Origin of the sequence: Amycolatopsis sp. 3B14, from assembly GCF_050958625.1 — a bacterium.
In the GTDB taxonomy this organism is placed as follows: Bacteria; Actinomycetota; Actinomycetes; order Mycobacteriales; family Pseudonocardiaceae; genus Amycolatopsis_E; species Amycolatopsis_E thermoflava.
In genome coordinates, this window is record NZ_JBHZEN010000008.1 from 137,692 (window position 1) to 157,194 (window position 19,503).

The 19,503-nt window shown below is 72.0% G+C and carries 21 protein-coding genes and 1 pseudogene; 10 read left to right on the forward strand and 12 right to left on the reverse strand.

Annotation, left to right across the window (positions count from 1 at the left end; all coding sequences use genetic code 11):
• Positions 1-9: 9 nt before the first annotated feature.
• The 5 genes from ACCP09_RS05685 to ACCP09_RS05705 form a co-directional block, all read right to left on the reverse strand.
• Positions 10-1,698: a hypothetical protein gene (locus tag ACCP09_RS05685; protein WP_433743615.1), complete on the reverse strand. Its 1,689-nt coding sequence runs from the start codon at positions 1,696-1,698 to the stop codon at positions 10-12.
• A gap of 88 nt (positions 1,699-1,786) precedes the next feature.
• Entirely contained in the window at positions 1,787-2,794 is a 1,008-nt protein-coding gene (locus ACCP09_RS05690) for a Ppx/GppA phosphatase family protein (RefSeq protein ID WP_027932791.1), read from the reverse strand.
• A 67-nt stretch (positions 2,795-2,861) separates the two neighbouring features.
• A complete protein-coding gene (locus tag ACCP09_RS05695) occupies positions 2,862-3,551 on the reverse strand; it encodes a response regulator transcription factor (protein WP_026153724.1) in 690 nt (229 codons plus the stop codon).
• Positions 3,551-4,771, reverse strand: a complete 1,221-nt coding sequence (locus ACCP09_RS05700; protein ID WP_027932792.1) for a sensor histidine kinase — start codon at positions 4,769-4,771, stop codon at positions 3,551-3,553. The genes ACCP09_RS05695 and ACCP09_RS05700 overlap by 1 nt, the downstream gene beginning before the upstream one ends.
• A 107-nt stretch (positions 4,772-4,878) precedes the next feature.
• Complete coding sequence (locus ACCP09_RS05705) at positions 4,879-5,769, reverse strand: oxidoreductase (RefSeq protein WP_433743620.1); 891 nt, start codon at positions 5,767-5,769, stop codon at positions 4,879-4,881.
• Positions 5,770-5,836: 67 nt separating this feature from the next.
• On the opposite strand from ACCP09_RS05705, the gene ACCP09_RS05710 reads away from it, so the two are divergent.
• Positions 5,837-6,466 carry a DNA-binding response regulator gene (locus ACCP09_RS05710; protein WP_433743623.1) on the forward strand — a complete coding sequence of 210 codons (630 nt, stop codon included), beginning with the start codon at positions 5,837-5,839 and terminating at the stop codon, positions 6,464-6,466.
• On the opposite strand, the gene ACCP09_RS05715 is transcribed toward ACCP09_RS05710, so the two are convergent.
• Positions 6,452-7,051 (reverse strand): TetR/AcrR family transcriptional regulator, encoded by a 600-nt coding sequence (locus ACCP09_RS05715; protein WP_123684114.1) that lies wholly within the window; start codon positions 7,049-7,051, stop codon positions 6,452-6,454. The genes ACCP09_RS05710 and ACCP09_RS05715 overlap by 15 nt on opposite strands.
• Positions 7,052-7,118: 67 nt before the next feature.
• Between ACCP09_RS05715 and ACCP09_RS05720 the strand changes: the two genes are divergently transcribed.
• Entirely contained in the window at positions 7,119-7,298 is a 180-nt protein-coding gene (locus ACCP09_RS05720; RefSeq protein ID WP_027932796.1) for a hypothetical protein, read from the forward strand.
• Positions 7,299-7,349: 51 nt separating this feature from the next.
• Here the strand turns inward: ACCP09_RS05720 and ACCP09_RS05725 are convergent, their stop codons facing one another.
• From ACCP09_RS05725 to ACCP09_RS05740, 4 genes are all read right to left on the reverse strand, one after another.
• Positions 7,350-8,090, reverse strand: coding sequence for a phosphoglyceromutase (locus tag ACCP09_RS05725; RefSeq protein WP_433743627.1), 741 nt, complete (start codon positions 8,088-8,090; stop codon positions 7,350-7,352).
• Positions 8,091-8,655: 565 nt separating this feature from the next.
• Complete coding sequence (locus ACCP09_RS05730) at positions 8,656-9,171, reverse strand: YbjN domain-containing protein (RefSeq protein WP_433743630.1); 516 nt, start codon at positions 9,169-9,171, stop codon at positions 8,656-8,658.
• Positions 9,168-10,463, reverse strand: coding sequence for a D-inositol-3-phosphate glycosyltransferase (mshA, locus tag ACCP09_RS05735; protein ID WP_208722538.1), 1,296 nt, complete (start codon positions 10,461-10,463; stop codon positions 9,168-9,170). Before mshA ends, ACCP09_RS05730 begins: the two co-directional genes overlap by 4 nt.
• Positions 10,464-10,574: 111 nt before the next feature.
• Positions 10,575-11,744, reverse strand: a complete 1,170-nt coding sequence (locus tag ACCP09_RS05740) for a L,D-transpeptidase (RefSeq protein WP_378333810.1) — start codon at positions 11,742-11,744, stop codon at positions 10,575-10,577.
• A 94-nt stretch (positions 11,745-11,838) separates the two neighbouring features.
• Between ACCP09_RS05740 and ACCP09_RS05745 the strand changes: the two genes are divergently transcribed.
• On the forward strand, positions 11,839-12,573 hold the full coding sequence (locus ACCP09_RS05745) for an SDR family oxidoreductase (RefSeq protein ID WP_017986377.1): 735 nt from the start codon (positions 11,839-11,841) through the stop codon (positions 12,571-12,573).
• Here the strand turns inward: ACCP09_RS05745 and ACCP09_RS05750 are convergent, their stop codons facing one another.
• Positions 12,574-13,596: a UDP-N-acetylmuramate dehydrogenase gene (locus ACCP09_RS05750; protein ID WP_027932801.1), complete on the reverse strand. Its 1,023-nt coding sequence runs from the start codon at positions 13,594-13,596 to the stop codon at positions 12,574-12,576.
• Positions 13,597-13,622: 26 nt separating this feature from the next.
• On the opposite strand from ACCP09_RS05750, the gene ACCP09_RS05755 reads away from it, so the two are divergent.
• From ACCP09_RS05755 to purU, 7 genes and pseudogenes are all read left to right on the forward strand, one after another.
• Positions 13,623-14,120 (forward strand): DUF2505 domain-containing protein, encoded by a 498-nt coding sequence (locus tag ACCP09_RS05755; RefSeq protein ID WP_027932802.1) that lies wholly within the window; start codon positions 13,623-13,625, stop codon positions 14,118-14,120.
• Positions 14,102-14,896, forward strand: a complete 795-nt coding sequence (locus ACCP09_RS05760) for a class I SAM-dependent methyltransferase (RefSeq protein ID WP_433743636.1) — start codon at positions 14,102-14,104, stop codon at positions 14,894-14,896. Before ACCP09_RS05755 ends, ACCP09_RS05760 begins: the two co-directional genes overlap by 19 nt.
• Before the next feature lie 112 nt (positions 14,897-15,008).
• The gene (locus ACCP09_RS05765; protein WP_433743639.1) at positions 15,009-15,731 is read left to right on the forward strand and encodes a GNAT family N-acetyltransferase; all 723 of its coding nucleotides are present in this window, start codon (positions 15,009-15,011) and stop codon (positions 15,729-15,731) included.
• Positions 15,732-15,808: 77 nt separating this feature from the next.
• A complete protein-coding gene (locus ACCP09_RS05770; RefSeq protein ID WP_378333808.1) occupies positions 15,809-16,492 on the forward strand; it encodes a lysophospholipid acyltransferase family protein in 684 nt (227 codons plus the stop codon).
• Between the two features lie 103 nt (positions 16,493-16,595).
• Positions 16,596-16,955: pseudogene (locus ACCP09_RS05775) on the forward strand (DedA family protein); the annotation flags it as partial.
• A 124-nt stretch (positions 16,956-17,079) separates the two neighbouring features.
• Positions 17,080-17,820 carry a maleylpyruvate isomerase family mycothiol-dependent enzyme gene (locus tag ACCP09_RS05780; RefSeq protein WP_433743643.1) on the forward strand — a complete coding sequence of 247 codons (741 nt, stop codon included), beginning with the start codon at positions 17,080-17,082 and terminating at the stop codon, positions 17,818-17,820.
• A gap of 26 nt (positions 17,821-17,846) precedes the next feature.
• Positions 17,847-18,707, forward strand: a complete 861-nt coding sequence (gene purU / locus ACCP09_RS05785; protein WP_037322690.1) for a formyltetrahydrofolate deformylase — start codon at positions 17,847-17,849, stop codon at positions 18,705-18,707.
• Here the strand turns inward: purU and ACCP09_RS05790 are convergent.
• Positions 18,704-19,447 carry a hypothetical protein gene (locus tag ACCP09_RS05790; RefSeq protein WP_433743647.1) on the reverse strand — a complete coding sequence of 248 codons (744 nt, stop codon included), beginning with the start codon at positions 19,445-19,447 and terminating at the stop codon, positions 18,704-18,706. The genes purU and ACCP09_RS05790 overlap by 4 nt on opposite strands.
• Between the last annotated feature and the right edge of the window lie 56 nt (positions 19,448-19,503).

A 19,503-nucleotide genomic window follows, 5' to 3' on the forward strand; every position in this document is an offset into this window, starting at 1 on the left:
ACGTTCGCGCTACCTCGACAAGAGCAACAACGCCGCGGGCGAGACGGTCACCACGAGACCGACCAGCACCGCGAGCACCGTGGTCTGGATGTCGTCCGCGCGGCGGATGCGCCGCACGATCCACACCAGCCCGACGATCACGACCAGCGCGGCGATCAGCGCGGCGGCCGGGATCTGGCCCCACAGCCAGTTGAAGCCCAGCCACACCGCCGCGCCGCCGACCACGCCACCGGCCAACTGGCCGGCCATCGACAGCCACTGCTTGGCAGGCGACGGCTCCGCCTCCCGCTTCTTCGCGCGGGCCGGCTCGTCGGCGTCCGCCGCGGGCTCGTCGTCGTAGTCGTAGGGCTGCTCGGCGGCCTCCTCGGCGGGGCCGAAGTCGCCGAACTCGTCGACGTCGTCGTCATCGTCGGCGAACGGGTCGTGGAACCCGGTGGCCTCGAGCGCCTCGCCGGGGTCGTCCTGGGGCGGACGGCCGGGCAGATGCGGCGGCGCGTGGAACCCGGTGGGCTCGTCGGCGTCCGGCGCGTCCCGCACCGGCGGCATCAGCCCGACCTCGGTCTCCTCCTCCGCCGGCGTCTCTTCGCGGCCACGGCGCCAACGCTGTAGCCCCGCGGGCGGCGCGGACAGCCCGGCGGGCGGCGCGTCCGGAGCGGGTTCCTCGGCCGGCTTGACCTCGCCGACCGGCTCGAACTGCTCGGTGCTCGGGTCCGGTGGCGGGGTGGCGCGCGCCGGGGCGCGACGCGGACGGCGCGGCGGCGGGAACGTGCCGGTGGCCCGGCCCCCGGCAGGCGGCGCGTCCGGGTCGACCGGGGCGTCGAGACCGTCCAGGCGGGCGGCCAGCCCGGTGCTGGTCTCCTCGCCCGGCGGACGGCGGCGCAGCGGCGGCGGCACGGCCTCCGCCGGCGGCACCGGCAGGGCGCCGGAGTCCTGCGGGGGCAGCGGCAGCGCCCCCGACTCCTGGGGCGGGCGGCGCACGAAACCCGAGTCCTGCGGGTGCGGTCGCCGCAGCGGCATCGAGTCCTGCGGCGGGGGCGGCAGCGCGCCGGTGTTCGGGCGCGCGAACCCGCCCGAGTCCTGCTGACCGCGGCGCGGCGGGGCGCCGGGGCCGGGCGGCTCCGGGGTGACCGGCCGCGGCAGGGCGGCCGAGCTCTGCTGACCAGGGGGAACGGGCTGGCCGGGGGCGACGGGCGGCTCGGGCGTCACCGGCCGCGGCAGGGCCGCGGAACTCTGTTGTCCGGGCGGTACGGGCTGCCCGGGGTTGTCCGGCAGGACCGGTCGCGGCATCGCCGCCGAACTCTGCTGGCCGGGCGGCACGGGCGGTACGGGAGGACCGGCGTGACCAGGCGGCACCTGCTGCCCGGGCGGTACCGACGGCCCCGGCGGCGGGCCCGGTTCGGGACGGCGGAACCCACCCGAGTCCTGTCGGCCGGGCGAGTCGGGCATGGCACGACGGCCGCCGTTGCGCCCGGGCGGCGCGCCGTTGGGTCCCGCGCCGTTGGCGCGGACCCGGTCGATGATCGCCTGCGGGCCGGTCTCCGTCGGGTCCTGGGCGCGGCGCGGGCCCTCGTTCTCCTCCGGCGCGTCGTCGTCGGCCGCGCGCCTGCGGCGCCGCCTGCCCTCGATGTTGCCGCCGTGCAGGGCGAGCAACTCGGCGACGGTCTTCTGCGAGCGGTCTTCTCGGCTCTCTCGGCTCATCGTGTCATCCCAAACAGCGCGTAGGGCCACAAGACGCGGGCTCGTGTACTGCACACGCCCACCACCGCCTTACGCATCCTTCCGCCTTTCACCGTGCCTGATCGAGCTCACCGAGGTCCAGCCGGTTGCTGTCACCGGTGGTTCTGCCGCGGCGAACAGTCGCCTCGTCACCGTTGGAGTGATCAAGTCGCCGCAGGATGACGCCCTCTCGCAGCGCCCAGGGACAGATCTCCAGTTCTTCCAGCGACAGCGCCCGCATCGCGGCCTGCGCCACCAGCGCCCCACCTGCCAGCTGGTGCGCGCGGCTCGCGCTGACCCCTTCCAGCTCGGCGAGGTCGGCCGCCTCCATCCGGGAGATGAACGCGATGAGCTGCCGCAGTGCGGTCTGGGACAGGGTACGGCGTACCCGCGGACCGGCTGCGGAGGGAGCCGCCCCGGTCAGCCTGGCCAGGGACCGGAAGGTCTTCGAGGTGGCCACCACGCGGTCCGGCAGGCCGAGCTTGGCGACCCGTTTCGCCAGCGGCGCCAGCTGGTCCTCCAGCCACGCCGACGTCGAGACCAGCTCGGACCGGGTCGGCGGGTCGTGGGCGAACCGGGTGCGGGTGATGCGGCCCGCGCCGAGCGGCAGCGACTCCGCGAGCGCCGGCTCCTCGTCGATCCCCATCGCGACTTCCAGCGAACCGCCCCCGATGTCGAGCACCAGCAACTGACCGGCCGACCAGCCGAACCACCGGCGCACCGCGAGGAAAGTCAACCGCGCTTCGTCAACACCGGACAGCACGGTCAGCTCGACACCCGTCTCGTCCGCGACCTTCCGCAGCACGTCGGAGCTGTTGTCCGCCTCGCGCACCGCCGACGTGGCGAACGCCATCAGCTCCTCGCACCCGAGCCTCGCCGCGGCGGCCTTCGCGTTCTCGATGGCCTCGACCAGCGCCTGCGCGCCCTGCTTGGAGAGGTGGTTGTTCTTGGTGATCTGCTCGGCCAGCCGCAGCACGGTCTTCTCGGAGTGCATCGGCGTCGGGTGCGCGCCGCGGTGCGCGTCCACCACGAGCAGGTGGACGGTGTTGGAACCGACGTCGAGGACCCCTAGGCGCACAAAGCCCTACGGTACCGGTCCCCACCGTGTGCGGCCGCAAAGTGCCGGATAGGCCACCTCTGCTTGCTCAGGACTCGAACTTGTACCCGAGCCCGCGGACGGTGACCAGGTGCCGCGGCGAGCCCGGGTCCGGTTCGATCTTCGACCGCAGGCGCTTGACGTGGACGTCCAGCGTCTTGGTGTCGCCGACGTAGTCCGCGCCCCACACCCGGTCGATCAGCTGACCGCGCGTGAGCACCCGGCCGACGTTGCGCAGCAGGTACTCGAGCAGGTCGAACTCCTTGAGCGGCAGCGACACCTCGCCGCCGTCGACCGTCACCACGTGCCGTTCCACGTCCATCCGCACCGGGCCTGCCGCGAGCACCAGCGGCGCCAGCTCGCCGTCCCCGCCGGTCTCGCCGCCACGGCGGAGCACCGCGCGGATGCGGGCGATCAGCTCGCGCGCCGAGTACGGCTTGGTCACGTAGTCGTCGGCGCCCAGCTCCAGGCCCACGACCTTGTCGATCTCGCTGTCCCGGGCGGTCACCATGATCACCGGGACCGCCGAGCGCTGCCGCAGCTGCTTGCACACGTCGGTGCCGCTCATGCCGGGCAGCATCAGGTCGAGCAGGACGATGTCGGCGCCGTTGCGGTCGAACTCGTCCAGGGCCTGCTGGCCGTTGGTGGCGACGGCGGCCGTGAACCCCTCCTTGCGCAGCAGGAAGGCCAACGGGTCGGCGAAGGACTCCTCGTCCTCGACGATGAGCACTCTCGTCACTACTTTCCTCCCTGGTTCCGGCCGTCCTTGGCCGCGGTCACGACGAGCCGCGACAGCTGCGCGGGGGTCTGTCCGTCCGGTGCCGCGGGGGTTCCGTCCCCGTTGCGCCCGGACTGGTGCATCGGGATCCGCAGCGTGAACGTCGATCCCGTGCCCGGCATGCTCCACAGCTTGACCTCGCCGCCGTGGTTGGCGGCGACGTGCTTGACGATGGCCAGCCCGAGGCCGGTGCCACCGGTGGCGCGCGAGCGCGCCTTGTCCGCGCGGTAGAAGCGTTCGAAGACGCGCTGCTGGTCTTCCTCGGCGATGCCGATGCCGCGGTCGGTGACCGCGATCTCGACCATGCCGCCGGACAGGCGCCTGCTGATCGACACCGGGCTGCCCTGCGGCGAGTAGTTCACGGCGTTGTCGAGCAGGTTCGACAACGCCGTGACCAGCAGCGTCCGGTCCCCTTCGACGAGCAGGCCGCTCGGCTCGTCGGTGGTGATCTCGATTTCGCGGGACTCCGCGGACAGGCGGGTGCGGCCCAGCGCCTCCCGCACGACGGCGTCCACCTCGACCACGTTCAGGTCGGGCAGCCGCTCGGCGCCCTGCAGCCGGGACAGCGCGATGAGCTCGCTGACGAGCGTGCCCAGCCGGGTCGACTCGTGCAGGATCTTGCCGCCGAAGCGGCGCACCTCCTCGACGTCGTCCGCCGCGTCCAGCACCGCCTCGGCGAGCAGCGCGATCGCGCCGACCGGGGTCTTCAGCTCGTGGCTGACGTTCGCGACGAAGTCCCGCCGGACGGCCTCCAGCCGGGCGGCCTCGGAGTGGTCCACCGCCTCGACGACGGTGAACCCCTCGCCGAGCGGGCGGATCTCGGCGACCACGGCCTCCGGCTGGCGGCCGCGGGCCTCCAGCGGCGACAGGTCGATCTCCATCGGGTCGCCGGTCTCCTCGACCTGCTCGGCCGCGACCCGCGCGCGCGGGTCGGCGCGATTGGCCTGGACCAGTCCGAGCGCCTCCGCGCGGCGGTTGAACAGCACCAGGTCGCCGAAGCGGTTCAGCACCAGAATCCCGTTGTTCGACGAGCGCACCAGCCTGAGCAGCAGTTCCGCCACCGTGGGGCCCGCCGGCCGCCGCTGGGCCCGCCTGCGCCTGAGCCGCGGAACGAGGAAACCGGCGATCAGGCCGACCAGCAGACAGCCGACGGCCAGCAGGACCGCACCGGGCGCACTCACGGGTGAATCGTAAGCATGGAGGTGGCCGTTTGGCCTAGTCCTGGCTGCCTTCTCGTGATGGCTGTGACACCTTCACAACGCGTGTTCGCAACCGGTTCAACCTGCGTTTACTCACCTCGTCCCGGCTCGTGACCATTCACCCCGTCGAGCCGCGCGAGTTCCTCTTCGGACAGCCGCAGCGAGGCCGCCGCGATGTTCTCCTCGAGGTGCTCGACGCTGCCCGTGCCCGGGATGGCGAGCACGTTCGGCCCCTGGTGGAGCGTCCAGGCGAGCCGGACCTGCGCCGGGCTGACACCGTGGTCCCGCGCGATCGCGCTGACGGTCTCGTCTTCCGCGCCGCTGGCGATGGCGAAGAACGGGACGAACGCCACCTTCTGGTCGGCGCACAGGCGGACGAAGTCGTCGTCCTCGCGCCGGACGGTGAGGCCGTATTGGTTCTGCACGCACACCACCGGCGCGATGGCCTGCGCCTCGGCCAGGTGCTCCGGGCCGACGTTGGAGATGCCCAGGTGCCGGATCAGACCCTCCTGCCGCAGTTCGGCGAGCGCGCCGAACCGGTCGGCGAGCGAGCCGGCGCCGCGGTCCAGGGTGCTGCCGATGCGCAGGTTGACGACGTCGAGGTGGTCCCGGCCGAGCTGCCGGATGTTCTCCTCCACCTGCAGCCGCAGCTGCTCCGGGGTCGCCTCCTGCAGGAACGAGCCGTCGAGCGCGCGGCCAGGCCCGACCTTGGTGGTGATCACCAGGTCGTCCGGGTAGGGGTTGAGCGCGGTGCTGATCAGCTCGTTGGCCGAACGCAGCGGGGAGAAGTAGAAGGCGGCGGTGTCGATGTGGTTGACGCCCAGTTCGACGGCCCGGCGCAGGACGGCGATGGCCTGGTCGCGGTCGAGCCGGCCGTCGCCGGAGATGGCCAGCCGCATGGCGCCGTAGCCCATGCGGTTCACGGTGAGGTCGCCGAGCTGCCAGGTGCCTGCCGCACCGGCGTTGATCGTTTCGGTCATGGCTCCAGGTTGGTCCGGCGCTCGCGGACGCGCCGCAGCTTGGCAACTTGCTGCCACACTGGTCGTCATGGACGTGCTGGTGCGCGGTGAGGCCGAGTTGTTCGCGCGGACGGCCCACCTGTTCTCCTCGGCGCGGGAGATCTTCTGCGCCGCGAACGACCTGCACACGTGGGCGACGGCGCACCAGGTGCCGCACAGCCGGCAGCAGGACATGGCCGGCCGGACCGTGCGGAAGCTGTACCGGCCCGCGTCGCTGCTGCAGCCGGGCGGGGTGGCGCACCTGCGCGAGCGGGAGCGGCAGGGCGCGCGGATCCGGATCACGCTGGACGAGATCAACGAGACGATCGTGCTGGACCGGAAGGTGGCGATCCTGGCGGGCGACGCGGCGAGCGGCGAGCGCGGCTACACGGTCGTCACCACCCCCGAGGTGATCGGCAGCGTGACGGGCCTGTTCAACGCCGCCTGGCGGGCAGGCACCGAGCTGGCGATCTACGAGACGGAGTTCGCCGAGGTCAGGGCGCTGGCGCCACGGATACTCGACGAGCTGGCCGCGGGCAGCAAGGACGAGGCGGCCGCGCGGGCGCTGGGGCTGAGCGTGCGCACCTACCGGCGGCGGGTGGCGGAGCTGATGGACGCGCTGGGCGCGACGTCCCGTTTCCAGGCGGGGGTGCGGGCCCGGCAGCTAGGACTGGTCTAGCGCGTCGAGGTGGGCCCGGAGCGCCGACAGCGCCGCCGCGGGCGACCACAGGTCCGGGTGCAGGACCCCGTTCAGGCTCAGGCCGTCGATCAGCGCCGTGAGCCGCCGCACCTCGGTGTCCGGATCGTCGAGGTCCAGCGCGGCGAGGACGCGCCGGACCAGCGCCCGCGTCCCGGACGCCGCCTCACGCGCCAGGTCCGCCAGCCGCTCGTCGGTGCGTGAAGCCACCGCGAACTCGAGGAACACCGTCACCTCGGCCCGCCGGACGTCGTCGAGCGGCAGCAGTTCGGCCAGCAGTTCGGTCCGCGCCGCGCGGCGCTCGGCCGGGGACAGCCCGCCGACGTCGCCGAGCGCTTCGACCTTCTCGGTCAGCCGGGCGGACACGCGGTCGATGACGGTCCGCATGGCGAAGCGCATCAGCTCGGCCTGGCCGTCGAAGTAGTGCCGGACGGAGCCGACGTTCAGGCCGGCCTCGGCCGCCACCGTCCGCAGCGACACCCGGTGCAGCCCCTCGCGCACGGCCAGCCGGAACAGCGCGTCGGCCACCTCCGCCCGCCTGCTCTCCGGATCCACGATCTTCGGCACCTCGCCTTTGTATCACAGCTGTGCTAACTTCTATTTATCACAGTTGGGATATAAAGGAGGGGTTGCTGTGGAAACCCTGCTCACCGTGCTGCTGGTCCGGTTCGCGCTGATCGCGGCGGTGGTCGTGGCGCTCGCGCTCGTCGTCCTCGCGGTCGTGCTCGTGCTGCATCGGCGGGGCAAGGGCGATCAGGCACGCCGGGTGGCGCGCACGGCGGCCGAGTTCGCTCAGCGCCGGATCGGGCGCTGAACGCGAAAACGCCGGCCCCTCCAGGGGAGCCGGCGTTTTGGCGGACTGGCGTCAGCGGCCCTGGTTGGCGACCGCGGCGGCGGCCTCGGCGGCGGCCTCCGGGTCGAGGTAGGTGCCACCCGGGTTGACCGGCTTCAGGTTCTCGTCCACGTCGTAGCGCAGCGGGATGCCGGTCGGGATGTTCAGGCCGGCGATGGCGTCGTCGGAAATCCCGTCCAGGTGCTTGACCAGGGCGCGCAGCGAGTTGCCGTGCGCGGCGACCAGCACCGTCTTGCCCGCGCGCAGGTCCGGCACGATGGCCGAGTCCCAGTACGGCAGCAGCCGCGCGACGACGTCCTTCAGGCACTCCGTCAGCGGCGCGTCCGGGCCGTAGCGGACGTCGGTGTCCTGGCTGAACTCGCTGCCGCGCTCGATCGGCGGCGGCGGCACGTCGTAGGAACGGCGCCAGAGCATGAACTGCTCCTCGCCGAACTCGTCCCGGACCTGCTTCTTGTTCTTGCCCTGGAGCGCGCCGTAGTGCCGCTCGTTGAGCCGCCAGTCGCGGCGCACCGGGATCCAGTGCCGGTCGGCGACGTCGAGCGCGATGTTGGCGGTCGAGATCGCCCGGCGCAGCAGCGACGTGTGGACGACGTCGGGCAGCAGACCGCTCTCCGCGAGCAGCTCACCACCCTTGCGGGCCTCCTGCTGCCCGAGCTCGGACAGGGGCACGTCGACCCAGCCGGTGAACAGGTTCTCGGCGTTCCAGGTGCTCTGCCCGTGGCGGAGCAGCACCAGCGTCCCAAGTTCGGCCATACCCGCTAGCCTGCCAGAACACGGCGAGCGACCGGATGACGCCCAGAGCTTTCTACAGACAGTGTGTTACCACTCGGTAGAGGTTCGCCCGACTGCACTTTGGCCGATTGAACACCGGTCATGAAAGTGACACTTGCTGCATACCGTTAACACAGACAGTGAGAATCACTCGAACGGAGTAACCAGTAGTCTTGTGATTACTGGTGGACATCTGACAAGTTGGCTTACGTCCCGCTCGGCTGGAATTCCACGCACTCCCCAGCCGGACGCGGGGTACGACCGCAGCCTGTCTCCCCCCTGCCGGGCTGCGGCCCCGCCGGCCCCGTTGGCACTCCCCCTCGCCACCGGGTCCAGAAGCGGCGGGAGCGTTCGCGGGGCGGCTTGAGTTCGCGACTCCCCCTCCCTCAAGCCGCTCCGCCCGCTCCTCCTGTTCGCTCGCTGCGCTCGCTCCCGGAGCGGGCGTTCGCAATCATGTTGGGGGGCGACCCCCCAAACCCCCACGGTGCGAGCTTCTTGCGTTGGCGGGCGCTGGGCGCGATGGGCTTGGACCAGCGCCGGTGGTTTGTCAGTCGCTGGTGAGGGTGCCGGGGTCGTGGGCTTGCTCGGGCTCTATCAGGTGTTTGAAGGCTTGTAGGTTTGCCAGGCTTTCGCCGCGGCTTACGCGCCAGTCCCACTCGCGTTTGATGGACGTGGCGAAACCCAGTTCGAGGATCGTGTTGAAGTCGCCGTCCGCGGCTTCCAGCACCTGGCCCAGGATCTTGTCCAGCTCCTGCTCGGTCACCGCGTCCTTCCCGAAGCGGCCCACCAGGTAGATGTCGCCGAGAGCGTCCACGGTGTAGTGGACGCCGTAGAGCTTTGCGTTGCGGCGCAGCAGGAAGCGGTAGACCTGCTCGTGGTTTTCGTCGGGGCGGCGGCAGACGAACGCCTCCACGGCGAAGGCGTGTTCGCGCTCGATCAGCCAGACGTTGGTCTGCAGCTTCTTCGTGCCGGGGAGGGTGACGAAGTACTTGCCATCGTCCTTGCGGTCGTACTTCAGGTCTGCCTGGTCCAGCGTTGTCCGGACGACCTGGTCGAGCGTCATACCGCGATCTCCTCGTGCAGCGCGGCCAGCGTCCGCGAAGCCGCCGCGTAGGTCTCCAGCAGGGCGTCCGTGGTGCGCGCCCACGAGAACCGCCGCGCATGCACCAGCGCGTTCTCCGCCAGCTCCGCCCGCCGGTCCGGCCGCAACGCCACACTGGCCAGCGCCCCGGCCCAGTCCCGCGCCGCGTGCGACGGCACCAGCAGCCCGGACACGCCGTGCGCGACCGCCACCGGCAGCCCACCGACCTCGGCCGCCACCACGGGCGTCCCGCAGGCCTGCGCCTCCAGCGCGACCAGGCCGAACGACTCGTTGTAGCTCGGCACCGCCACCACGTCCGCGGCGCGGTACACCTCCGCCAGCCGCTCACCCGGCTGCGGCGGCAGGAACCGCACCACGTCCTGGATACCCAGCGAAACGGCGAGCTCACGCAGGGCCTGCGGCTGCTCCAGCCCGGTGCCCGACGGACCACCCACGACCAGCACGATCAGCCGCTCCCGCAGCTCCGGCTGCCGCTGGAGCAGGTGCGCGGCCGCGTGCAGCAGCACGTCCGGCGCCTTCAACGGCTGGATCCGGCCGGCGAACGCCAGCACCACGGCATCGCGCGGCAACCCGAGCCGCCGCCGGGCGCCCGCCTGCGACCCGGGCACGAACCGGTTCAGGTCCACCCCGGGCGCGACCGTGTGCACCCGCTCCGGGGCCGCGCCGTAGAGGTCCACCAGCTGCCGCGCCTCCACCGGCGTGTTCGCCACCAGGCGGTCGGACTCGGCGACCACCTGCTCCTCCCCGATGACCCGGGTGCGCGGCTCGGGCTTGTCACCCTCGGCGAGCGCGGCGTTCTTGACCTTCGCCAGCGTGTGCGCGGTGTGCACCAGCGGCACGCCCCACCGGTCCCGCGCGAGCCACCCGACCTGGCCGGACAGCCAGTAGTGCGAGTGGATCAGGTCGTAGTAGCCGGGCTCGTGGAAGGCCTCCGCGCGCAGCACGCCCGAGGTGAACGCGCACAGCTGGGCGGGCAGCTCGTCGCGGCCCAGCGGTTCGAACGGGCCTGCCGGGATGTGCCGCACCAGCACGCCGGGAGCCAGCTCGGCGACCGGGGGCTGCTCGGACGAGGTCGCGCGCGTGAACACCTCGACGGCGATCCCGCGCCGCGCCATCTCGACCGCGGTGTGCGTGATGTAGACGTTCATCCCACCGGCGTCACCGGTGCCGGGCTGCTCCAGGGGTGACGTGTGCACCGACAGCACCGCGACCCTGCGCGGCCAAATCGTCTGCGTCCGTCGTGATCCGCGCAGCGAGATCGTCACCTGGTTCAACTCCCGTGTCAGTCTCTTTCCGCATCAGGGCGGAGCCCGTGAACGACAACGCCCACGGGCACCCGTCATCTTCCCAGCGGTGCGAAACCGTCACAGGGCGGACTTGGCCTGCCAGGCGCTCCAACTGACGAGCCAGTCCATGACGTCCGAGGTGACGACCGGCCCGAGCTTCGAACCGGTGATCTCGACGGGGTCGCCGATCAGGGCCGAGTCGAAGTAGTCCTTCGCGTCGGCTTCCAGCAGGTTGACGCAGCCGTGCGAGGTGTTGGCCCGCCCGATGTTGGCCGCGTTGTCCTGGTTTTCGTGGATGAACTCGCCGTGGTTGGAGAACCGGCAGGCCCACTTCTTGTTGACGTTGGTGTAGCCGTAGCGCGCGTTGTCGAAGATCGCGCTCGGCTCCTTCGTCATGATGATGTAGGTGCCGTTCGGTGTGTTCAGGTTCACGTCCGAGTCCTTGCCGTTGCTGCACGGGTAGCTCTTGTGCAGGGACCCGCCCCGGTACACGTTCATCTTGTGGTCCGGGGTGTGGATCTTCACGACCTGGTTGCGGCCGATCTTGAACTCGGTGGTGACGTCGGCACGCGGGTAGGCCCCGCCGCCGAGGTCGATGCCGTAGAGCTTCGCCTCGACCTTGACCGTGGTGTTGGCGGGCCAGTACTCCTTCGGCCGCCAGTCCACCTGCTGGTCGGACAGCCAGCCCCAGGAGCCCTCGACGTCAGTGGACGTCTCGATCTTCAACGCCCGCTCCACGGCGGCCTTGTTCTTCACGGCGCTGGTGAACTTCACGCTCACCGGCATCGCGACGCCCACGGTCACGTCGTCGGCCGGGTTCAGCGTGACGCGCACGGTGGAGGCCGGCTTGAGCGTCGAGAAGCTGCCGGTCAGCGTCACCGGCTTGCCGTCGGTGCCGGTGGCCGTCGCGTGGTAGGTGTAGGTCTTGTCGTAACCGAGGGTCTCGCTGCTGGTCCAGGTGGTCTTGTCGTCGCTGAGCTTGCCCTCGACGGCCTTGCCCTCGGCGTTGGTCAGCTTGACCTCGGTGAGCGTGCCCTTGGCGACCTTCACGGTGACGGGCTGCAGCACGGGGACGTTCTTCGCGTCCGCGGCGGGCTCGGCGGTGATGACCGCGGCAGGCGGCGCCTCGGTCGTCGCCCCGCCCCCGGTCTGCGCGCCGCCGTCGTCCCCGCCGCTGGTGCACGCCGCGGCCATGGTCGCCGCGCCCGCGGCGAGCGCGGCCTTGAACACCGTGCGCCTCTCGATCACCTGTTACCTCCGCACTCCGTACTTCTCCCGGACGTCAAGCGACGCCCGGCCCTGCCGCGTTACCGGCATGTCCCCCGCTGGGAGTATGTGCGGTATGACGACCAAGCGAACCGCAGTGATCACCGGCGCCAGCGCGGGTATCGGCGAGGCGACCGCCCGCGCCCTCGCCGAGGCCGGATTCCACGTCGTGCTCGGGGCTCGGCGCCTCGACCGCCTGGAGAAGCTGGCCGCCGAGTTGTCCGGAACCGCACACGTACTGGACGTCACCGACCCCGGTTCGGTTGCCGCATTCGTCCAGCAGGTTCCAGATTGCCACGTTCTCGTCAACAACGCGGGCGGCGCACGGGGCCTCGAGCGCGTGGAAGACGCCGACGAGGACCACTGGCGCTGGATGTGGGAGGTCAACGTCCTCGGCACCCTGCGCATGACGAAGGCGTTGCTGCCGAAGCTGATCGCCTCCGGTGACGGCCACGTGGTGACCGTCACGTCGATCGCCGGGCACGAGGTCTACGACGGCGGTTCCGGCTACACGTCCGCGAAGCACGCCCAGTCGGCCCTGCACCGCACCCTGCGCTCGGAGCACCTCGGCGACCCGGTGCGGATCACCGAGATCGTGCCCGGCATGGTCGAGACCGACTTCTCCGCCAACCGGTTCGACGGCGACACCGAGCGCGCCGCGAAGGTCTACCAGGGTCTCACCCCGCTGACCGCGGAGGACGTGGCCGACGTGATCGCGTTCGCCGTGACCCGGCCGGCGCACGTGAACCTGGACACCATCGTCATGAAGCCGCGCGCGCAGCTCAACGGCAGCCGCGCCCACCGCGAGTGACTACAGCGCGCAGTTGATCAGCAGTGGTTCGGGACGCAGCGTGACGCCGAAGCGGGCGTGCACGCCGTCCCGGACCTCGCGCGCCAGCGCCAGCAGGTCCGCGGTGCTTGCCGAGCCCCGGTTGGTCAAAGCCAGGGTGTGCTTGGTGGACAAGGACACCCGCCCGCCCGGCCCCGGGTGGCCCTTGCCGAACCCGGCCCGCTCGATCAGCCACGCCGCGGACAGCTTCACGCCGCCGTCGGCCGGGTAACGCGGCATCTCCACGCCCGCCAGCGCCGGCGGGATCTCCGCGACGATCGGGTTGGTGAAGAACGAGCCCGCGCTCCACGTGTCGTGGTCGGACGCGTCGAGCACCATGCCCTTGCCCTGCCGCAGCTTCAGCACGGCCTCCCGCGCCTGCGCCGCCGGGACCCGCGCGCCCTGCTCGACGCCCAGGGTCCGGGCCAGTTCGGCGTAGCGGATCGGCGCGGACAGCCCGTCGGGCCGCAGGGCGAACCGGACACTGAGGACGATCCCCCAGCTCTCCCCCTTGAGCACGCTGGTGCGGTAGCCGAAGCCGAGCTCGTCGGCGGTCATCGTGCGCACCTCGCCGGTGCGCCGGTCGTAGCACTCGATCGAGGTGAGCAGGTCGGCCACCTCGCAGCCGTACGCGCCGACGTTCTGGATCGGCGTGGCGCCCACCGAGCCGGGGATGCCGGACAAGCACTCCAGCCCGCCGAAGCCGGCCTCGACGGTCGCCGCGACGAACTCGTCCCAGTTCTGCCCGGCCGCGACCTCGACCTCGTCACCGTCGATGCGCCAGCCGCCGGTCGCGATCTTGACCACGGTGCCGGGGAAGCCGTCGTCGCCGACGACGAGGTTCGACCCGCCGCCCAGCAGCAGCACCGGTCCCTCGATCGAGCGCACCGCGGCGAGCAGTTCGTCGGTGGTCCCGGCCACCACGAACGCGCGGGCAGGCCCGCCGAGGCGCAGCGTGGTGTGTTCGGCCAGGGTCGTCTGGGTCGGTGTGTCAAGACGGCTCACGAGGACAAACGGTACTGTCTGGCCCCATGGCATCCCGTATCGAGCACCGCGCGGAGTACCCCAACGGCGTCTCCGAGGTGTTCCGGGCCGAGACGAGCGAGGAGGCGCTGACGGCCCGCCTCGCCGAGATCGGCGGCAAGAACAGCGCCCTGCTCAGCCATTCCGCGGACGACGACGGCGCCCGGTACACGCTGCGCCAGGGCATCGAGGCGGACAAGCTCCCGCAGATCGTCCGCAAGCTGCAGCCCGGCGACCTCTACGTCGACCGCGAGCACACCTTCACCCGCGACGGGGACGGCTACACGGGCACGGCGCGGGCCACGGTGAGCGGGATGCCCGGCGAGATCACCGCCCGCACCGAGCTGCGTCCCCGTGGCGACGGCTCGGTGGTCGAGACCCGCGGTGAGGTCAAGGTCAGGATCCCGCTGGTCGGCGGCAAGCTGGAGAGCTTCGTCGCGGGCGAGCTGACCAAGTTGCTGGCCCGCGAGGCCCAGTTCAGCCGCGAATGGCTCGCGGCCCGGTAGGCGCGCCGACCCGAGGAACCACGAACCCCAACCGCCTGCGCCGCGTCGACCGCTGGCTGGCCGGCGCCCCCGAGGTGTCGGCCGCGCTGCGCCGCGCGCCGGACCCGCTCGTCGTGGACCTCGGGTACGGCGCGTCCCCGGTGACCACGGTCGAGATGGCCGCGCGATTGCGGCGGGTCCACCCGCGGGTCCGGGTGCTCGGGCTGGAGATCGACGCCGAGCGCGTCGCGGTCGCGAAGCCCGTCGCGCGGCCCCCTGTGCTGGACTTCCGCCAGGGCGGTTTCGAGCTGGCGGGAACCCGGCCGAACCTGGTGCGCGCGTTCAACGTGCTGCGGCAGTACCCGGAGGACGAGGTCGCGGGCGCGTGGAAGCTGGTCGTCGATCGCCTCGCCCCGGGCGGGCTGCTCGTCGAGGGCACCTGCGACGAGATCGGGCGACTGTCCACCTGGGTCACTCTGGACGCGGACGGCCCGCGTACGCTCACCCTGTCCTGCCACCTGGATTCGCTCGACCAGCCGTCCACTTTGGCCGAACGACTGCCGAAGGCGCTGATCCACCGCAACGTGCCGGGCGAGCGGATCCACGACCTGTTGTCCACATTGGACATCTGCTGGGCGACCGCCGCGCCGCACCAGGCGTTCGGCGCCCGCGCCCGCTGGCTGGAGACCGTGCGGCTGCTCGCCGCGCGCGGCTGGCCGGTGCTGACCCGGCCACGGCGGATCCGGCTCGGCGAGCTGACCGTGCCGTGGGCGACGGTGGCACCCGGAAGCAGGTAGGGACAACCCCACCAAAGCAGCGGGGGCGGCACGTACGGGGGTTCCCCGGGATATCCCTGATCTTGCCGGAAGTCCCTGGCTCAGGCGGTGTGCGCGGCGACACGATCGCCCCATGACCGCAACCCTCAGCAGGCAGTACGAGGCCGTCATCACGACGGACTCCGAGATCGTCCAGGCGTGCCAGCGACTGCGGCACCGCGTCTTCACCACCGAGTTCGGCGCGGCGCCGCACCCCAGCGGGCTGGACGCCGACGAGTTCGACGACGTGTGCGAGCACCTCGCCGTGATGCACGGGGGCGAGGTCGTCGGCACCTACCGGCTGCTGCCGCCCGGCCGGTCGGCGCGGCTGTACTCGCAGTCGGAGTTCGACCTGGACGCGCTGGCGCCGCTGCGGCCGCACCTGGTCGAGACCGGCCGGTCGTGCGTGCACCCGGACCACCGTTCCGGCGGCGTGATCAACCTGATGTGGTCGGCGATGGCGCGTTACGTCGTCGGCCACGGCTACCGCTACCTCGCCGGGTGCGCGTCGGTGTCGCTCGCCGACGGCGGCGCCTCGGCGGCCGCCACCTGGGCGCTCGCGCAGGCCAAGCACCGCCCGCCCGGCGAGCTGCGGGTCGAGCCGCTCCGGCCGTGGATCCCGCTGCCCCGCACCGAGCGCCCGCCCAGCTACGCCCAGGTTCCGCCGTTGCTGCGCGGCTACCTGCGCCTTGGCGCGTGGGTCGGCGGGCCGCCCGCGCACGACCCGGACTTCGCGGTCGCCGACTTCTTCACCGTGCTGGCGGTCGACGAGATCGGCGAGCGCTACCGCAGATTCTTCCTCGGGGAGAATTCATGAACCCGTGGGACGTGACTTCACCTTGTACCCCTCGCTGCGTCACCCACCGGCTGCCTGAGATCAGCACACTGCTGACCGTGCGACGGTGGCTGGCGCTGGGCTCGGTCCTCGCCGGGGTGCGGCGGGGGGACCTGCGGCCGCACGCCCGCGGGGTGCTCGACGCCCTCGGCATCACGCTGGACGCGAACACCGACCTGCTGCGGGTACCGGCGGGCACCGGCACGCTGATCGTGGCCAACCACGTGTCGTGGCTGGACATCGTCGCGCTGCTGGCCGTCGACCCGGTGGGATTCCTGGCCAAGCGCGAGGTGCGCTCGTGGCCGGTCATCGGATCGCTCGCGCAGTCCTGCGGCACCCGGTTCATCGCCCGGCGCGAGCTGCGGGAGCTGCCCGCCGTGGTGGCCGGGCTGGCGGACGCGCTCCGCGCAGGCGAGTCGGTCGTCGTGTTCCCCGAGGGCACCACGTGGTGCGGCGGCCGCGGCGGGACGTTCCGGCGCGCCGCGTTCCAGGCCGCGATCGACGCCGGCGCGCCGGTGCGGCCGGTGACCTTCGCCTACTCGCAGGGCGGGCAGCCGAGCACGGTCGCGGCCTTCGTCGGCGACGACGCGCTCCTGCCGTCGCTGGGCCGGGTCGCGCGCGCCCGTGACCTGCGGATCGAGCTGACCGCGCACCCGCCGCTGGAGCCCGTCGGCGACCGGCGAGAGCTCGCCGCGCGCGCCCAGGACGTCGTCCGGTCCACCCGGGTCCCGGCTCATGCTTGACTTCCTGAACCACCTCGGTGAGCTGCTCCAGGGCACCCTGTCCTCGCCCTGGCTGTGGCTGATCGTGTTCGCGGTGGCGGCGCTGGACGCGCTGCTGCCGTTCATGCCGAGCGAGACCACGGTGATCACGGTCGCCGTGCTGCTCGGCACCGACGTGCCGAAGCTGGCGCTGCTGGCGCTGCTCGCGGCCGCCGGAGCACTCGCCGGGGACTGCCTGTCGCATGCGGTCGGCCGGGGCGCGGCGCCCGCGCTGACCCGGTGGCTGCGCGGCGGGAAGCAGGACCGCTACGAATGGGCGCGCGGCCAGGTCGAACGCCACGCCGGGCTGCTGATCGTGGCGGGCCGGTACCTCCCCGGCGGCCGGGTCGCGAGCGGACTGGCCACGGGCAGCATGGGCGTGCCGTGGGCGCGCTTCGTCGCGCTCGACGCCGTGGGGACCGGGATCTGGGCCGTCTACAGCGTGATCATCGGCGCGATCGGCGGCGCGAGCTTCGACGGGCAGCCCGCCAAGGGGCTGCTGTTGTCGTTCGGCATCGGGTTGATCATGGTCGGTGTCATCGAGGCGGTGCGGCGGTTACGCTCACGGCATGCAGCACGCCGAGTACCTCGCGACGATCGAGGCGCAGTGCCGGGCCCTGCGCGCGGCCGCGGTGCGGACGGGACCGGAGGCGCCGGTGCCGACCTGTCCGAAGTGGACTGTCCAGCGCCTCGTCGACCACCTGGCGAAGGTCCACTCGTGGGTCCGGGCGGCGATCGCCGATCCGAGCGGCGCGAACGTGACCCGCGGGCAGCCACCCGCCGACTGGACTGAACTGCTGTCCTGGTGGGACGAGCAGCTGCAGGGGATGCTGGCCGAACTCGCCGATCCCACGACGCCGGCGTGGCTGCCGTGGACCCGCTACGAGCAGACCACGCGGTCCTGGGCGCGGCGGCAGGCGCACGAGACAGCGATCCACCGGCTGGACGCCGAGCACGCGTTGGCAGGCAGCGCGGATGCGTCCGCGGTCCCGTCGCTCGTGTTCGACCCGGAGTTCGCCGCGGACGGCGTCGACGAGCTGCTCGCCTGGATGCTGCCGACGCGCGCGAAGTGGGACCAGTTCGCCCTGTCCGGTTCGGTGCTGGTGCACGCCGCCGACGCCGGTCGCATGTGGCGGGTCGTGCTGCACCCGGGGCAGCCCGGCACGATCGAGCCGGTGACGGCCGCGTTCGAGGCCGACGTGACGGTCGCGGGCACCGCCGACGCGGTGTACCGGCGCGTGTGGGGGCGGCCCAGCCACGCCTCGGTGACCGGTGACGTGCGTCTCCTGGAGCCCCTGGCCGCGCCGTGATCGGGAGCGGCGGGGAAGATGGGGCCGTGTCCGAACGACGTTATGTGATCACCTTCGGCTGTCCCGACCGCACCGGCATCGTCGCGCGCGTGTCGTCCTTCCTCGCCGACGCGGGCGGCTGGATCGTCGAGGCCGCCTACCACACCGACCCGGACACCGGCTGGTTCTTCACCCGCCAGGAGGTCAGGGCGGACTCCCTGCCGTTCGGAGTGGACGAACTGCGGTCGCGCTTCGCCGAGGTGGCGACGTCGCTGTCGGCCGAGTCGAACTGGCGCGTCGAGGACACGTCCGAGCGGCGGCGCGTGGTGATCCTGGTGTCGAAGGAGGGGCACTGCCTCTACGACATCCTGGGCCGGGTCGCGGCCGGTGAGCTGGACGTCGACGTGCGGGCGGTGATCGGCAACCACGACAACCTCGCGGACATCACGCGAGCGCACGGGATCCCGTTCCACCACGTGCCCTTCCCCGCCGGTGACAAGGCGGAGGCGTTCGCCGAGGTGCGCAAGCTGGTCGATGAGCACGACCCGCACGCCGTGGTGCTCGCGCGGTTCATGCAGATCCTGCCGCCGGAGCTGTGCCAGGCGTGGTCCGGCCGGGCTATCAACATCCACCACAGCTTCCTGCCGTCGTTCATCGGCGCGCGGCCCTACCACCAGGCGCACCGCCGCGGTGTGAAACTGGTCGGCGCGACGTGCCACTACGTGACCGCCGACCTGGACGCGGGGCCGATCATCGAGCAGGACGTGATCCGCGTCGACCACGGCGACACCGTGCCCGACCTGGTGCGCAAGGGCCGCGACATCGAGAAGATCACGCTCGCCCGCGGCCTGCGGTGGCACCTGGAGAGCCGCGTGCTGGTGCACGGCAACCGCACGGTCGTGTTCTAGCTCGCGAGCACCGCTCCCGCGATCAGCAGCGTGTAGACACCGACGGCGGCTTGAACCGCTTTGGTGCGGCGGCGTTCCGGCGCGTGCCGCAGCAGCCAGGCCAGCCCGGGGACCACGAGGACCGCGTGCATCGTGACCGCGTGCACGAGCTTGAGCGAACCCGCGGTCGTGTAGGCGAGCTGCGGTTGTCCGCCGCGGGCGAGGGTGACGCCGTCGGCGATCATGATTGCGCCGACGACCATGGCCGCGAACAGCACGACGAGCCCGAACCGCAGGGCCAGGGTCATGCTCGGGCTGAGGTTCGTCGTCCGCCAAGCCGCCACGGCGAAGGCCAGCACGGTCACGATGATCACCGCGCCGCCCGCGGCGAGGCTGTAGGAGACGGCGGTGTCGAAGCCGGTCTCGAAGTTGAAGTGCGACGGCACCCCGCGCCAGACCTGCAACGTCACCAGGGCGACCTCGACGACGCTCACCACGGTGAGCGCGCCGAGCAGGAGGTTCCGCCGCCGGACCGCGAGGAAGCCCGTGGCCCAGGCGACGCTGGCCAGGGTGAGGCCGAAGGACAGGCCGAACGTCATGGCCTTGCGGTAGGACAGCGGACCCTCCCACGTGGTGCCGCTCGCCACGAGGACCACCAGGTGCACGAGGCCACTGGCGAACAGGGCGGCGGCCACCACGTAGGCGACGCGCTCGACGGGCCGGGCGCGGGTCCAGAGGGTTTCGCGAAGTGCGAGGGTCATGCCGACGATGGTCGGCGTTGGGAGCGTTCGCGGCGTCTGCCCGGCGACGTCTCTTC

Bases quoted from the DNA above. Each gene is read 5' to 3' on its own strand.
- ACCP09_RS05710 (WP_433743623.1), top strand. From the start codon at position 5,837: ATGGACGTGCTGGTGCGCGGTGAGGCCGAGTTGTTCGCGCGGACGGCC.
- ACCP09_RS05765 (WP_433743639.1), top strand. From the start codon at position 15,009: ATGACCGCAACCCTCAGCAGGCAGTACGAGGCCGTCATCACGACGGAC.
- ACCP09_RS05780 (WP_433743643.1), top strand. From the start codon at position 17,080: ATGCAGCACGCCGAGTACCTCGCGACGATCGAGGCGCAGTGCCGGGCC.
- ACCP09_RS05790 (WP_433743647.1), bottom strand. From the start codon at position 19,447: ATGACCCTCGCACTTCGCGAAACCCTCTGGACCCGCGCCCGGCCCGTC.
- ACCP09_RS05730 (WP_433743630.1), bottom strand. From the start codon at position 9,171: ATGACGCTCGACCAGGTCGTCCGGACAACGCTGGACCAGGCAGACCTG.
- ACCP09_RS05725 (WP_433743627.1), bottom strand. From the start codon at position 8,090: ATGGCCGAACTTGGGACGCTGGTGCTGCTCCGCCACGGGCAGAGCACC.
- ACCP09_RS05705 (WP_433743620.1), bottom strand. From the start codon at position 5,769: ATGACCGAAACGATCAACGCCGGTGCGGCAGGCACCTGGCAGCTCGGC.
- ACCP09_RS05760 (WP_433743636.1), top strand. From the start codon at position 14,102: ATGGCTCGCGGCCCGGTAGGCGCGCCGACCCGAGGAACCACGAACCCC.
- ACCP09_RS05685 (WP_433743615.1), bottom strand. From the start codon at position 1,698: ATGAGCCGAGAGAGCCGAGAAGACCGCTCGCAGAAGACCGTCGCCGAG.
- ACCP09_RS05745 (WP_017986377.1), top strand. From the start codon at position 11,839: ATGACGACCAAGCGAACCGCAGTGATCACCGGCGCCAGCGCGGGTATC.
- ACCP09_RS05755 (WP_027932802.1), top strand. From the start codon at position 13,623: ATGGCATCCCGTATCGAGCACCGCGCGGAGTACCCCAACGGCGTCTCC.